This window comes from Sphingomonas guangdongensis (genome assembly GCF_900199185.1).
In the GTDB taxonomy this organism is placed as follows: Bacteria; Pseudomonadota; Alphaproteobacteria; order Sphingomonadales; family Sphingomonadaceae; genus Sphingomonas; species Sphingomonas guangdongensis.
This window is the reverse complement of sequence record NZ_OBMI01000001.1, coordinates 365,408-378,280: the sequence shown is the minus strand read 5'-3', so window position 1 is coordinate 378,280 and position 12,873 is coordinate 365,408. Positions and strand designations below refer to the sequence as shown.

At 68.0% G+C, this 12,873-nt stretch carries 10 protein-coding genes, 1 tRNA gene and 1 pseudogene; 9 read left to right on the top strand and 3 right to left on the bottom strand.

What is annotated here, in order from left to right:
- Positions 1–176 precede the first annotated feature (176 nt).
- Together CRO12_RS01785 and CRO12_RS01780 are read left to right on the top strand one after the other, a co-directional pair.
- A pseudogene (locus CRO12_RS01785) lies at positions 177–1,055 on the top strand (YifB family Mg chelatase-like AAA ATPase); the annotation flags it as partial.
- Between the two features lie 42 nt (positions 1,056–1,097).
- A tRNA-Leu gene (locus CRO12_RS01780) sits at positions 1,098–1,182 on the top strand.
- On the opposite strand, the gene CRO12_RS01775 is transcribed toward CRO12_RS01780, so the two are convergent.
- Complete coding sequence (locus CRO12_RS01775; protein WP_245858109.1) at positions 1,183–2,013, bottom strand: TetR/AcrR family transcriptional regulator; 831 nt, start codon at positions 2,011–2,013, stop codon at positions 1,183–1,185.
- Between CRO12_RS01775 and CRO12_RS01770 the strand changes: the two genes are divergently transcribed.
- Positions 2,012–2,878 carry an NmrA family NAD(P)-binding protein gene (locus CRO12_RS01770; protein ID WP_097062309.1) on the top strand — a complete coding sequence of 289 codons (867 nt, stop codon included), beginning with the start codon at positions 2,012–2,014 and terminating at the stop codon, positions 2,876–2,878. The genes CRO12_RS01775 and CRO12_RS01770 overlap by 2 nt on opposite strands.
- A gap of 4 nt (positions 2,879–2,882) precedes the next feature.
- On the opposite strand, the gene CRO12_RS01765 is transcribed toward CRO12_RS01770, so the two are convergent.
- Positions 2,883–4,280, bottom strand: coding sequence for a glutamate ligase domain-containing protein (locus CRO12_RS01765; RefSeq protein ID WP_097062308.1), 1,398 nt, complete (start codon positions 4,278–4,280; stop codon positions 2,883–2,885).
- Positions 4,281–4,450: 170 nt separating this feature from the next.
- Here CRO12_RS01765 and CRO12_RS01760 point away from each other — a divergent pair, with 170 nt between their 5' ends.
- From CRO12_RS01760 to CRO12_RS01750, 3 genes are read left to right on the top strand one after another with little or no spacing between them, the layout of a single operon-like run.
- The gene (locus tag CRO12_RS01760) at positions 4,451–5,272 is read left to right on the top strand and encodes an LD-carboxypeptidase (RefSeq protein ID WP_097062307.1); all 822 of its coding nucleotides are present in this window, start codon (positions 4,451–4,453) and stop codon (positions 5,270–5,272) included.
- Entirely contained in the window at positions 5,269–5,841 is a 573-nt protein-coding gene (locus CRO12_RS01755) for a hypothetical protein (RefSeq protein ID WP_097062306.1), read from the top strand. Before CRO12_RS01760 ends, CRO12_RS01755 begins: the two co-directional genes overlap by 4 nt.
- Positions 5,842–5,879: 38 nt before the next feature.
- Positions 5,880–6,569, top strand: a complete 690-nt coding sequence (locus CRO12_RS01750; protein WP_097062305.1) for a PAS domain-containing protein — start codon at positions 5,880–5,882, stop codon at positions 6,567–6,569.
- A 20-nt stretch (positions 6,570–6,589) separates the two neighbouring features.
- Here the strand turns inward: CRO12_RS01750 and CRO12_RS01745 are convergent, their stop codons facing one another.
- Positions 6,590–6,961, bottom strand: a complete 372-nt coding sequence (locus CRO12_RS01745; protein WP_097062304.1) for a PilZ domain-containing protein — start codon at positions 6,959–6,961, stop codon at positions 6,590–6,592.
- A 214-nt stretch (positions 6,962–7,175) separates the two neighbouring features.
- Here CRO12_RS01745 and thrS point away from each other — a divergent pair, with 214 nt between their 5' ends.
- The 3 genes from thrS (at position 7,176) to CRO12_RS01730 (ending at position 12,848) form a co-directional block, all read left to right on the top strand.
- Positions 7,176–9,167, top strand: coding sequence for a threonine--tRNA ligase (gene thrS / locus CRO12_RS01740; RefSeq protein WP_097062303.1), 1,992 nt, complete (start codon positions 7,176–7,178; stop codon positions 9,165–9,167).
- Between the two features lie 84 nt (positions 9,168–9,251).
- The gene (gene infC, locus CRO12_RS01735; protein WP_097062302.1) at positions 9,252–9,785 is read left to right on the top strand and encodes a translation initiation factor IF-3; all 534 of its coding nucleotides are present in this window, start codon (positions 9,252–9,254) and stop codon (positions 9,783–9,785) included.
- Positions 9,786–10,046: 261 nt separating this feature from the next.
- Complete coding sequence (locus tag CRO12_RS01730; RefSeq protein ID WP_097062301.1) at positions 10,047–12,848, top strand: TonB-dependent receptor; 2,802 nt, start codon at positions 10,047–10,049, stop codon at positions 12,846–12,848.
- Positions 12,849–12,873 lie beyond the last annotated feature (25 nt).

Genomic DNA, 12,873 nt, shown 5'->3' with positions numbered 1-12,873 from the left:
GTCGCACAGAAACTCGACGCTGGTGTCCCGCAGTGTCAGAGGTTCGGGCACGTGAACGGGGCCGTCGAAGCCTAGACCGAGCCGTATCCTCGCGCGGAATGTATCCGCCTTCATTCTCGTCAGCCTTTCCGCCATCTTGCCCACCCGAAAAATCTCAACCGGGTGTAGCCATACCGAACCTGCTGATGGTCGGCCCGCCGGGTGCGGGCAAGTCGCTGCTCGCCTCCTGCCTGCCCGGGATTCTGCCGCCGCTCGACGCTGGCGAAGCGCTGGAGGTGTCGATGGTCCAGTCGGTCGCTGGAACGCTGACCGGCGGTAAGCTGACGCGTACCCGGCCGTTCCGCGCACCCCACCACTCCGCCTCCATGGCGGCGCTGACCGGCGGCGGGCTGCGCGTGAAACCGGGCGAGGTGAGCCTTGCGCATCAGGGCGTGCTGTTCCTCGACGAGCTGCCCGAGTTCGGGCGCGCGGTGCTCGATTCGCTCCGCCAGCCGCTAGAGATGGGTACGGTCAGCGTCGCGCGCGCCAACGCCCACGTGACCTTTCCCGCCAACGTCCAGCTGGTGGCGGCGATGAATCCGTGTCGCTGCGGCCACCTGGGCGATCCTGCGCTCGCCTGTGCGCGGGCGCCGAAATGCGCGGCCGATTACCAGGCCAAGGTGTCGGGCCCGCTGCTCGACCGTATCGACCTGCACGTCGAGGTCGCGGCGGTCAGCGCGGTCGACCTGATGCTGGCGACGCCGTCCGAGCCGTCCGCCGCGGTCGCCGCGCGGGTGACCGCGGCGCGCGAGCTCCAGACGGCGCGCTACGCGGGCACCGACGCGCGCACCAACGCCGATGCGGAAGGGCCGGTGCTGGAGGCGCACTGCACCCCCGACGAAGCCGGCCGAGCACTGCTCGCCCAGGCGGCGCAGGCAATGCACCTGTCCGCGCGCGGCTACACCCGCGTGCTCCGCGTCGCGCGCACGATCGCCGACCTGGCGGGAAGCCAGACGGTCGGCCGCATCCATGTGGCGGAGGCGCTGAGCTATCGGCGGCAGGCACCGCGCGCTTGACGGTTGCGGGTGCGCTCGCGCTCGGCTAGCTCTGCGCCCAGTGCGGGTGTGGTGAAATTGGTAGACGCGCCGGACTCAAAATCCGGTTCCGCAAGGAGTGTCGGTTCGAGCCCGACCACCCGCACCATCAACGATCACGGTCATTCGGCCTCTCGCTGACGGCCAGGCGCGTCAGCAGCTCGGCCAGGATCAGGCGCTCGCCCGGAGTGAGGCCGTCGGATGCCGGCAGGTGCGCCAGCAAGCCAACTGCCAACGCAGCGGTCTTGTTGTCGGTCCCGGGTGCATCCAGCAGAACGGCCTCGACCGCTCTTAGCGCGAGTTCGGCCACTCCGTCATGACGTTCAGCCGGGGGTAGGCTCAAGAGGGTTTGGACCACGCCCGTGCCGACGGCGTGGATCAGCGCAACCGCACGCTCTTCGGGAACCCGCAAACGCCCCGCACGGGCAAGCCGCGACACGCGTGCGCGCAGCACCGCTATCCCGGCCGAGGCGGCAGGTGGCGGCGGCCGATCACGGGCCGCGGCCGTCATGATCGTGAACACCGCCGGATGGGCGAGACCGAACGCGACATAGCCCTGCCAGGAGGCGCGCAGATCCTCGACCGGATCGGGGAGCGGAACCGCGGCCTGCTTCTGCGCGATCCACTGCGCCAGCCCCCGCTCCGCCACTGCGTCGAGCAGCCCACCCTTGTCGCCGAACAGTCGGTAGAGCGTGGGAGCCTGCACGCCCGCTGCCACGGCGACGGCTCGCGTGGTCAGCGCCGCCACCCCGCCGCGCGTAACCAAATCGAGCGCCGCTGCAAGAATACGTTCGCGCGCATCCGCCGCGTCGCCCTCAATCATGCCGGTCGTCACGTTGCCCTCGTAGCATCGCCGAGCGGCCTGCAACATCGTTCGTTGAGCTTTGATGCTAACGATGATAACATCTGTACGATAGCGCTGGAAAGGATTGCGGGTCATGATAGTGGTCACCGGAGCAAACGGCCAACTCGGCCAAGCGGTCGTGGATCGCCTGCTCAACCGTCTTCCCGCCGCCCACGTCGCGGTCAGTGTCCGTGATCCAGTCGGGGCGGCGGCGCTGGCCAGCCGGGGCGTCGAGGTGCGTCAGGGCGACTTCGCCGATCAGGCCGCGATGACGACAGCCTTCGCCGGCGCCGACCGTGTGCTGATCGTGTCGGCCAATGCGCTCGGCGAGCAGGCGCTCGCCCTGCACCGCACGGCGATCGCGGCGGCGCGCGCGGCCGGCGTGGGCCACGTGTTCTATACCAGCCACATGGGAGCGCGGATCGGCTCGGCGTTTGCCCCGACCGATCAGCACGCCCGCACGGAGGAAGCGCTCGCCGCCAGCGGCATCCCCTACACGGCGCTGCGCCACGGCTTCTATGCGGAAAGCTGCGCCATGATTCTCAAGGACGCGCTGCGGACGGGTGAACTGCGGGTGCCGGAGGACGGCCCGGTCAGCTGGACCGGGCGCGACGACCTGGCCGACGCCGATGCGGCATTGCTGGCCGCAGCCGAGGTGAAAAAGGGTCCGACGCCGCCGCTGACTTCAGCGGTCAGCGTGACCATGGCGGATGTGGCGTCGCTGGCGTCCGAGATCACCGGACAACGGATCAGCCACGTGACAGTCGATGATGCGGCGTGGCGCGACGCGAAGGTCGCCGCCGGGGTACCGCCACGCTACGCCGACCTGCAGCTCGGCATCTTCCAGGCGGCGCGGGCCGGCGACTTCGCCGCCACCGACGATGCGCTCGCCACCACGATCTGCCGTGCGCCGGATACGCTGCGCGCCGTGCTGACGCGGGAGCTCGCCCGCGCCGCGTGACGGCCTATCGCGAACGCAGCTGTTCCAGCATGTCGGCGGCGAGCAGGCTGAGCGTGTCGTCGCGGGCGCCCATCACCACGATGCGGTCACCGGCGCGGGCGTGCGCGACCAGGTGCGCGGCGGCGGCCGCTCGGTCGGGGACGTGAAGCGCGCGGCGGCCTGCGACGCTCACGTCGGTGGCGATGTCGCCGCTTGTCACCTCGCGCGCGACCGTGCCGCCCTGGTAGACGGGATCGGGCAGGACAAGGACGTCGTCGGACGCCAGCTTCTCGGCGAAGGTCGCGACCAGCTCGCGGCGCATATTCTTCAGCGGGCCGAAGCCGTGCGGCTGGAAGAGGACGAGCAGCCGGCCGGGGAAGGCGTGGAGCGTGTCGAGCGTGGCGGCGATCTTGTCCGGGTTGTGGCCGAAGTCGTCGATCACCGCGACGCCCGCCGCCTCCCCGACCAGGTCGAAGCGGCGTTTCAGCCCGGTGAACCCCTCGATCGCGCGAACCGCGTCGGGAAGCGGAATGCCGGCGGCGCGCACCGCGGCCAGCGCGGCCAGCGCGTTCGCGACATTGTGGACGCCCGGCACCTGCAGGCGCACATCGTGGCGTTCCGGACCGGCGACGAGCGTGAAGCGGATCGCGAAGGGTTCGGCCGCGAGCGCGGTGGCGGACAGGTCCGCCTCGCGCTCCACGGCGACCGTGACGAGCTTGGCGCGATCGAGCGTGGCCGCGAGCGCCGCGGCCTCCGCGTCACCGACGTTGACCACGGCCGTGCGCGCCTTGGCGGTAAAGTCGCCGAACAGCGCACGCAGCTCCTCCAGCGACTTGTGGTCGAGGCTGACGTTGTTCAGCACCGCGACAGTTGGGCGGTAGAGCGCGATCGACCCGTCGCTCTCGTCCACCTCGCTGACGTGAGCTTCCGCGCCGCCGACCAGCGCGGAGGCGAACGGCGCGTCCGCCCGCGCGAAGTTCTTCATGACCGCGCCGTTCATGACCGTCGGATCGCGGCCGAGCGCGTGAAGGATCCAGCCGATCATCCCGGTTACCGTCGACTTGCCGCTGGTGCCCGCGACGCCGACGGAAGTCTGGGCAGCGTTGAACAGCTGCGCGTTCAGCTCGGCACGGGTCAGCCTTGGCGCGCCGACGACGGCCGCGCGGACCATGTCGGGCACGCTTTCCTCCACGGCGGCGGAGGCCACCACCGTCTGGTCGGCGCCGGTGACGCCGCTGCCATCCTGCGGGTGGAGCGCGATCCCGAGCGCCTCAAGCGCCGCGAACTTGGCGGGCACCCGACCCTGGTCGAGCCCGCGGTCGGAGCCGGCGACCACCGCGCCGCGGCCGGCCAGGATCATCGCGAGCGGCATCATGCCGGATCCGCCGATCCCGACGAAGAAGAAGCGTTTGCCGGAGAGCATGTGGCGGCGCTATCGATCCGGCGGGGCGGGGGCAAGATTGTCCCGGTCCGTTCGTCCTGAGGAGTCGCTGAGCTTATCGAAGCGACGTATCGAAGGATGCTTCGATACGAGCCTTCGCCGGCGCTCAGTCTCTACTCAGCACGAACGGTGGGGCAGGCAGGGGGACCGAGATGAAAATTGCCGTTGTCGCCCCCGCGCGATCGATCAGCCAGGCGGGCGCGGCCCGGGTGGCTGCCTTTGCGGCGCTCTACTATCCGCAGGTCGACATCCACTTCGACCCTCAATCGTTCTTGGAGGCCGGGCACTTCGCGGGGCCGGATGCGCTGCGGGCCGAGTCGTTCCTGCGCGCGGCCAATGATCCGGGCGTCGACGCGGTCTGGTTCGCGCGGGGCGGCTACGGCTCCAACCGCATCCTGGCGGAAGTGATGCCGCGATTGGCGCCGGCCGCGCAGGCCAAGACGTACATGGGCTTCTCCGACATGGGATTCCTGCTCGGCGCACTCTACGCGCGGCGGATCGGGCGGCCGGTGCACGGGCCGATGGCGTCCAACGTCAGCGAGCGGTCGGGAGGAGTGCCGGTCGGGCGCGCGCTCGGCTGGCTGGTCGACCAGGACCGCCGCGTGCTGGAGCCGACGCTCGGAGGGCAACCGGCCGCGGCCTTCAACCTCGTCATCCTGTGCTCGCTGATCGGCACGCCCTGGATGCCCGACCTGACCGATCATATCCTCTACATCGAGGAGGTGGGCGAGGCGTATTACCGCATCGACCGGCTGCTGTTCCAGCTCGCCAATGCGACGCAGCTGAAGGGGATCGCGGGCGTGCGCTTGGGCAGCGTTACCGACGTGCCGGCCGGCGACACTGAGGCAGAGTTCGGCGAAACGCTCGACATGATGATGACGCGGTGGTGCCGCGAGATGGGCGTGCCCTATCTCGGCCGTGCCCGGATCGGGCATGACGCCGACAACATGGTCGTGCCGTTCGGGGTCGCGTGAGCCCGTTCGAATTCATCTTCAGCCTATTCGGGCTGCTGCTGGGCTTCAGCCTGGTTGAGGTGCTGGGCGGCCTGGCGCGCGCGCTCGCGGTGCTGCTGCGCCCGGTGGAGCAGCGCCCGGCCGGGTTCCGGCTCGGCTGGCTGACGCCGCTGTTCGCGCTGTTCGTGCTGCTTGATCTGGTGTCGTTCTGGGGCGCGGCCTGGTTCGCGCGCGACGTGCTGAGCGTTCGCCCCGGCACGTTGTTCGGCGGGCTGTTCTTCGCCGGCGCCTATTACCTGTGCGCGCACCTGGTGTTCCCGCCGGACATCGACGCGGCCGGCGATCTCGACCGGCACTATCGTCGCATCCACCGCACCGTGCTGCCCGGACTGCTCGCGCTGCTGCTGCTGCAGCTCGGGTTCTACGCCGCCACGCCGACGCTGGCACCGGCGCTCACGCAACCCCGCCCGCTGATCTTCACCGGGGTGCTGATCGCGCTGATGATCGCCGCGATCATCGTCCGGTCGCCACGGTGGAGCGCGGTCCTGCTGGTTGCTCTGGTCGTGCGCTACCTGGTTGTGCTGATCTGACGCTCATTCGTTAATGGGAAGGCACCAAGTGAACCATTATGCGTTTAGAGGCTGTCATGCCGTGGGATAGTCTGGATGCAGACGCATTGCGCCGCTTCGTCCGCGAGACGGTGGCGGTTTCCTGGATCGTCGATGGCAACGGCCATGCGGTCAACCTGCCCGAGTGGGAGCGGCTGACCGGGCAGACGGCCGAGGAAGTCCGCGGGAGCGGGTGGACCAGCGCGGTCCATCCGGAGGATCGGGCGCGGGTGGAAGCGGCTTGGAACACCGCGGTCGACCATCATGCCACCTACAACACCGACTACCGGCTACGCTGCGCGGACGGCGTTTACCGCTGGTTCAATGCCCGCGGGATCCCGTTGCTTGATCGTGACGGACACGCGCTGCAATGGATCGGCGTGGTGGTCGCGATCGGCGATCAGGCGCGGCTGCGACGCTCGGTCAAGCGGCGGGTGGAGGCGGACGACGCGCCAACCGCGATCCTTCCTCAGGCATTGCGCGCGATCCGCGCGATGCTGGGGCTGTCCGCGGAGCAACTGGCCGACGCGACGGGGCTCAGCCGCTCCACGGTTCGGCGCCTGGAGTCCCACGGCGACAGTACCGCGCGGGACAGCAGCATCGCGCCCGTCCTGGCCTATGTGCAGGGGCATGACCTCGATCTCATCATCGACGACGGCGTGGTGGTCGGCGTCACTGCCCGGCGCAGCGATCCCGCCGGCCGGGCCTAGCGATGCCAGTCGAGCAGCGATCAGGCTGCGGCCTCGATGCGTGGCACGGCAAAGGTTTCGACCAGGAAGGTCATCTCCTCCGCCGTCAGCGGTCGCTCGAACTGCAGCCCGGCGGCGAAATCGTCGGACCACACGATGGATGCCCTCATAGGCGGCATGTACCTGATGTGGAGGGTTACGGCCGCGCCCGCTTCGAACAGGTCAAAGGTCTTCAGGCCGGCACCATGGTAGGAGATGTTTTCCAGCCGGCAGAGCACCGGCCGTGCCTCGCGGCGGACGATCGAACCGTCTGCGCTAATCGCGCGGCGCGGACTACGCCGACCACTCTGCGCTTTTCTGGAAACGCTAACTACAACGGCGACCATTTTGCACTCCATTTTGGCATAGTCCACGCGATATTAAACCAAAATGGATCAAACTAGTATTAATGCGGAGGTGATCTGATGCCCTTTGTTCGGTAGCGCACCGACAAGCTGACGCGCGGGGCCTGATCGATGTCGCATCGATACTGGGGCAGGCCCGACGCGGCGGATGCGCGGTTCGACTTGCCCTCCTCCCGCTGCTCGCGGCATAGGCGGCAACTCTCCAACCGAGGCTCCCGCACCAATGACCGCGTTGTTCCGCATCACGCTTCCCGATGGCTCCGTGCGCGAGATGGCGCCCGGCACTACCCCGGCGGACGTGGCGGCGGCGATCGGGCCGGGGCTCGCCAAGGCGGCAATTGCGGCGCGTGTCGACGGCGAGCTGCGCGACCTGTCGCGGCCGTTCGAGGGCGATGCTGAGCTCGCGTTGGTGACGGCCAGGGACGAGAAGGACGCGCTGGAGCTCGCCCGCCACGACTTCGCCCACGTGCTGGCGGAGGCGGTGCAGCACCTGTTCCCGGGCACGCAGATCACCTTCGGCCCCGCCACGGACGACGGCTTCTACTACGACTTCGCGCCCAAGGACCGACCCTTCACGGAAGAAGACCTCCCCGCGATCGAGGCGGAGATGCGGGCGATCATCGCGCGCAACGAGCCGTTCCAGCGCGAGGTGTGGAGCCGCGAGCAGCTGATCGAGACGTGGCAGCGTCAGGGTGAGACCTTCAAGGCGGAGTGGGCGGCCGAGCTGCCCGACGGCGAGGAGCTGACCATCTATCGCCAGGGCCAGTGGCTCGACATGTGCCGCGGCCCGCACATGCCCTCGACCGGCCGGCTCGATCCGCAGGCGTTCAAGCTGACTCGCGTGTCGGGCGCCTATTGGCGCGGCGACCAGAACAACGCGATGCTCTCCCGCATTTATGGCACCGGCTGGCTGAACAAGAAGCAGCTCGACGCCCACCTCCACATGCTGGAGGAAGCGGCCAAGCGCGACCACCGCAAGCTGGGGCAGGAGATGGACCTGTTCCACCTCCAGGCCGAGGCGCACGGCAGCGTCTTCTGGCACCCCAAGGGCTACATGATCTGGCGCCAGCTGGAAGCCTACATGCGTCGCCGGCTCGACGCCGCGGGCTACGAGGAGGTCAAGACCCCGCAGATCATGGACGCGCGCCAGTGGGAGCAGAGCGGCCACTGGGGCAAGTACCGCGAGAACATGTTCGTGATCCCCGACGAGGTCCCGAACGTCGAGGACGAAGGGCCGGTGGTGTCGAACGACGCCGACTGGATGGCATTGAAGCCGATGAACTGCCCGGCGCACGTCCTGATCTTTCGCCAGGGGATCAAGTCGTACCGCGACCTGCCGATCCGAATGGCGGAGTTCGGCTGCTGCCACCGCAACGAGCCGCACGGCGCGCTCCACGGCATCATGCGCGTCCGCCAGTTCACCCAGGATGACGCCCACATCTTCGTTCGCGCCGACCAGCTGGTGGGCGAGGTCGCGAAGTTCGTCGACCTGCTCGACGTTGTCTACAAGGACCTGGGCTTCGACCAGTACGCGATCAAGCTCGCGCTGCGCCCGGACAAGCGCTTCGGTAGCGAGGAGATGTGGGACTGGTCGGAACAGTCGCTGCGCGATGCGGTGGCGGCGACCGGGCGCAACACGGCCGCGTTCGGGTGGGAGGAACTGCCGGGCGAAGGCGCGTTCTACGCGCCCAAGCTCGAGTTCCACCTGACCGACGCGATCGGCCGGACGTGGCAGGTCGGCACGATCCAGACCGACACGGTGCTGCCCGAGCGGCTCGACGCGAGCTACGTGGGTGAGGACGGCGAGCGCCACCGCCCGATCATGCTGCACCGTGCGATCCTGGGCAGTTTCGAGCGGTTCATCGGGATCCTGATCGAGCACCACGCCGGGCGTTTCCCGCTGTGGCTCGCGCCGGTGCAGGCGGTCGTGGCGACGATCGTCAGCGACGCCGACGATTACGCTCGCGAGGTGCAGGCGAAGCTCGCCGCCGCGGGCATCCGGGTCGAGACCGACCTCAGGAACGAGAAGATCAACTACAAGGTGCGCGAGCACAGCCTGGCGAAGGTCCCGGCGCTGCTGGTCGTCGGCAAGCGCGAAGCGGAGGAGGGCAAGGTCGCCGTCCGGCGGCTCGGCTCGGATCGGCAGGAGTTCGTGAGTCTGGACGAGATCGTTACCCGGCTGGTCGAGGAAGCGACGGCGCCCGACCTGCGCTGACGCAGGGGCACCTTTCGCTCAGGCCGCAGTTTGACTATATCGCGGTAGCAACAACACCAAGGAGCAACACTTATCCGACCGCCCATGATGCGCCGGCCGATGCAGGCGCCGCCGATGAACGGCCCCCGGTTCAATGAATGGATTCAATCCCAGAAGGTCCGCGTGATCGACCATGAGGGAGAGAATCTCGGGGTGATGTACACCCGCGAGGCGATCGCCGCCGCGGCCGAGGTCGGGCTCGACCTGGTCGAGGTGTCGCCGAACGCCGACCCGCCCGTCGCCAAGTTCCTGGACGTCGGCAAGTTCAAGTACGAGGCGCAGAAGAAAGCGAACCTCGCCCGCAAGTCACAGAAGACGCAGGAGATCAAGGAGATCAAGATGCGTCCGAACATCGACGACCACGACTACGACACCAAGATGAAGAAGGTGGTCGAGTTCATCGAGGAGGGCGACAAGGTGAAGGTCACCATGCGCTTCCGCGGTCGCGAGCTCAGCCATGGCCAGCTCGGCATGAACGTGCTTCAGCGCGTCGCCGAGCAGGTCGCCGAGGTGGCCAAGGTCGAAGCTTATCCGCGAATGGAAGGCAGGCAGATGCTGATGGTGCTCGCGCCGAAGTAGCACGACGTACCGAGCCAATTCAGGGCCGTCGGCAGCGATGCCGGCGGCCCTTCTTCGTTCGGCGGCGGGGAAGACGGGCGATTGTGACGTCGCTTGTGTTTGTTATGGCGGCGAACGACGCTGTTGCAATCCGGCACCTTTAGCCATGAAAGCGTGCCGCAAGCACGATTTCGCGCTGGCGCACGTTAAAACGCCGCGTTACGCTATGGTACAACAACAAACCGAATATTCAAAAAAGAAGCAGAGAGAGGATCGCCGCCCATGCGCACGCCCGCATTGTTCCTGTCGGCCGCCACCATCGCGCTGATCGCCACGCCTGCGGCGGCGCAGGATGTGCCGGCGCCGAGCACCAGCTCCGCCGAAACGGCGAGCGATCCGGGGCAAGAGGCGGAGGAGACGCGGGGTAGCGCCGGCGACATCGTTGTGACCGCGACCCGACGTGCCGAGCGGCTGGCCGACGTGCCGGTCGCGGTGTCCGCCGTCTCGCAGGAGAGCCTGCAGCTCTCGGGCGCGAACGACATCCGCCAGCTGAACCAGCTCGCCCCGTCACTGCTTGTGTCGTCGACGGGCTCGGAGGCGAACGGATCGGCCCGCGTCCGCGGCATCGGCACGGTCGGCGACAATCCGGGTCTGGAGAGCTCGGTCGCGGTGTTTATCGACGGCGTCTATCGCTCCCGCTCGGGCATCGGCCTCAACGAACTGGGCGAAGTCGAGCGGGTCGAGGTGCTGCGCGGGCCGCAGGGAACGCTGTCGGGCCGCAACGCTTCGGCCGGTGTTATCAACATCATCTCCCGCCAGCCGAGCTTCTCCGGCATCGAGGGCATGGGGGAGATCACCTACGGAAACTACGACCTGATCCGCGGGCAGGCGGCGATCAACCTGCCGCTCGGCGACACGCTCGCCGTACGGGTCGACGGTATCTACACCAAGCGCGACGGCTTCTACTACGATCCGACCAACAACACCGACGTCAACGACCGCGACCGGTACTTCGTGCGCGGGCAGCTCCGCTTCCAGCCGAGCGACGCGCTCAACATCCGGATCATCGGCGACTTCACCCGCCGCGACGAGAAGTGCTGCGCGGCGACATATGTCGATCGCAGCGTCAACGAATACGTCGGCAACCTCAACGATCCGGCCACCCCGCTGCTAGTCACCGGCGGCGTGCCGAACCCGAACGGCAACAACATCGTCAACGTCATCCGCGATCTCGGGCAGCCGCTCGCCCGGGTCAACGCGGCCGGGTACGACCGGACCATCTCCACCTCGCTCGGCCGCAGCTTCGCCGGCGTGACCGAAGACAAGGGCATCTCCGGCCAGATCGACTATGATTTCGGCGGTGCGACGCTTACCTCGATCACCGCGTACCGCGACTACAAGAGCGACCAAGGCTCGGACACCGACTATTCGCAAGTCGACATCCTTTACCGCGCGGCGAACGGCAACTCCTCGCGCCAATTCAAGACCTTCTCGCAGGAGCTGCGCCTCCAGGGCGAGGCGTTCGGCGGCAAGCTCGACTGGCTGGTCGGCGGCTACTACGCCGACGAGGACCTAGAGGTCGTCGACAACCTGCGCTTCGGCAACCAGTACGGCCGCTTCGCCACCTGCCGCATCATTTCCGGCAGCGCGCTGGCGCAGTTCTACACGCCGGGCGACACGTCCTGCCTGTCGGCGACCGGGCGCGCGGTGCTGTCGGGCGTGGTGCCCGGCGTGCCGTCACCGTTCGGTGCGGCGGGGCCGACGATCGTCGCGGCGCTCGGCCGCCTGGACGCGATCAACGACCGCGGCTCGACCGCCGACCGCTACCTCCAGAACAGCCGCAACTACGCGTTCTTCACGCACAACATCATCCACTTCACCGACCGCCTCGATCTGACGCTCGGCGTGCGCTACACCAACGAGCGCAAGAAGTTCTCGGCCGCCTTCACCAACGACAATGTCGGCTGCGTCCAGAACCAGCAGGCGCTGGCGCCCTTCCTCACCAACGCAGCACTCGCTGCGACCGCGGGAGGCATCCTGGCGCTGTCGTGCCAGGGCAACTCCACGGCCGAGCTGAACGGGGTCACCATCAACGACCGGCGCAGCGAGGACGAGTTCACCGGGACTGCGGTGCTGTCGTACAAGCCGGCCGACCCGCTGCTCATCTACGCAAGCTACTCGCGCGGGTACAAGGCGGGCGGGTTTAACCTCGACCGGTCGGCGCTGAAGAACCCGATCCTACCGTTCGCGGCGTCTGGGGGCGCGCAGGCGCTGACCGGGAACCTTCAGTTCGATCCGGAGAAGGTCAACGCGTACGAGATCGGCGCCAAATACTCGCGCGGACCGTTCACGCTGACGGCCGCGGCGTTCCGCCAGGAGTTCGAGAACTTCCAGCTGAACACCTTCAACGGCACCGTCTTCCTGGTCGCGACCGTCAACTCGTGCAAGACGGGGCTGAACGGGGGCGACCGCGACACCAGCGCAACCACGGGCGCGTGTGCGGCCGACGACGTGACCTATGGCCTGCGTTCGCAGGGCATCGAGCTGGAGGCGTCGCTGCAGCCGGCACGCGATGTCAACTTCAACATCGGCCTTACCTATTCGGACACCAAGTTCCGCAACAACCTGGTCGGCAGCGCGCGCGGGCTGCCGCTCGATCCGGCGCTCCGCAAGCTCCCGGGCGACAATCTGTCGAACGCGCCGGAGTGGGTGGCGACCTCGTCCTTTGCGTGGACGCCGGAGCTCGGCAGCTCGGGGCTGTCCGGGCTGTTCTACATCGATGGTCGCCTGTCGGACGACTACAACACCGGGTCCGACCTGTTCCCGCAGAAGGAGCAGGACAGCTTCTTCGTCGCCAACGCGCGTATCGGCATCCGCGGTGATCGCGAGCGCTGGGCGCTGGAGTTCTGGGGCCAGAACATCTTCAACAAGGACTATGCGCAGGTCGCCTTCAACTCGCCATTCCAGCAGGGCGCGACCAGCGCGCCGTTCGTCGACCCGCAGTACCCGGGCGGGCGGCAGATCTTCTCGCAGTATCTGGCCGAGCCGCGGACCTATGGCATCACGGGCCGGGTGAGGTTCTGACACGGGCGCCTTCGGTTTGCGCAAG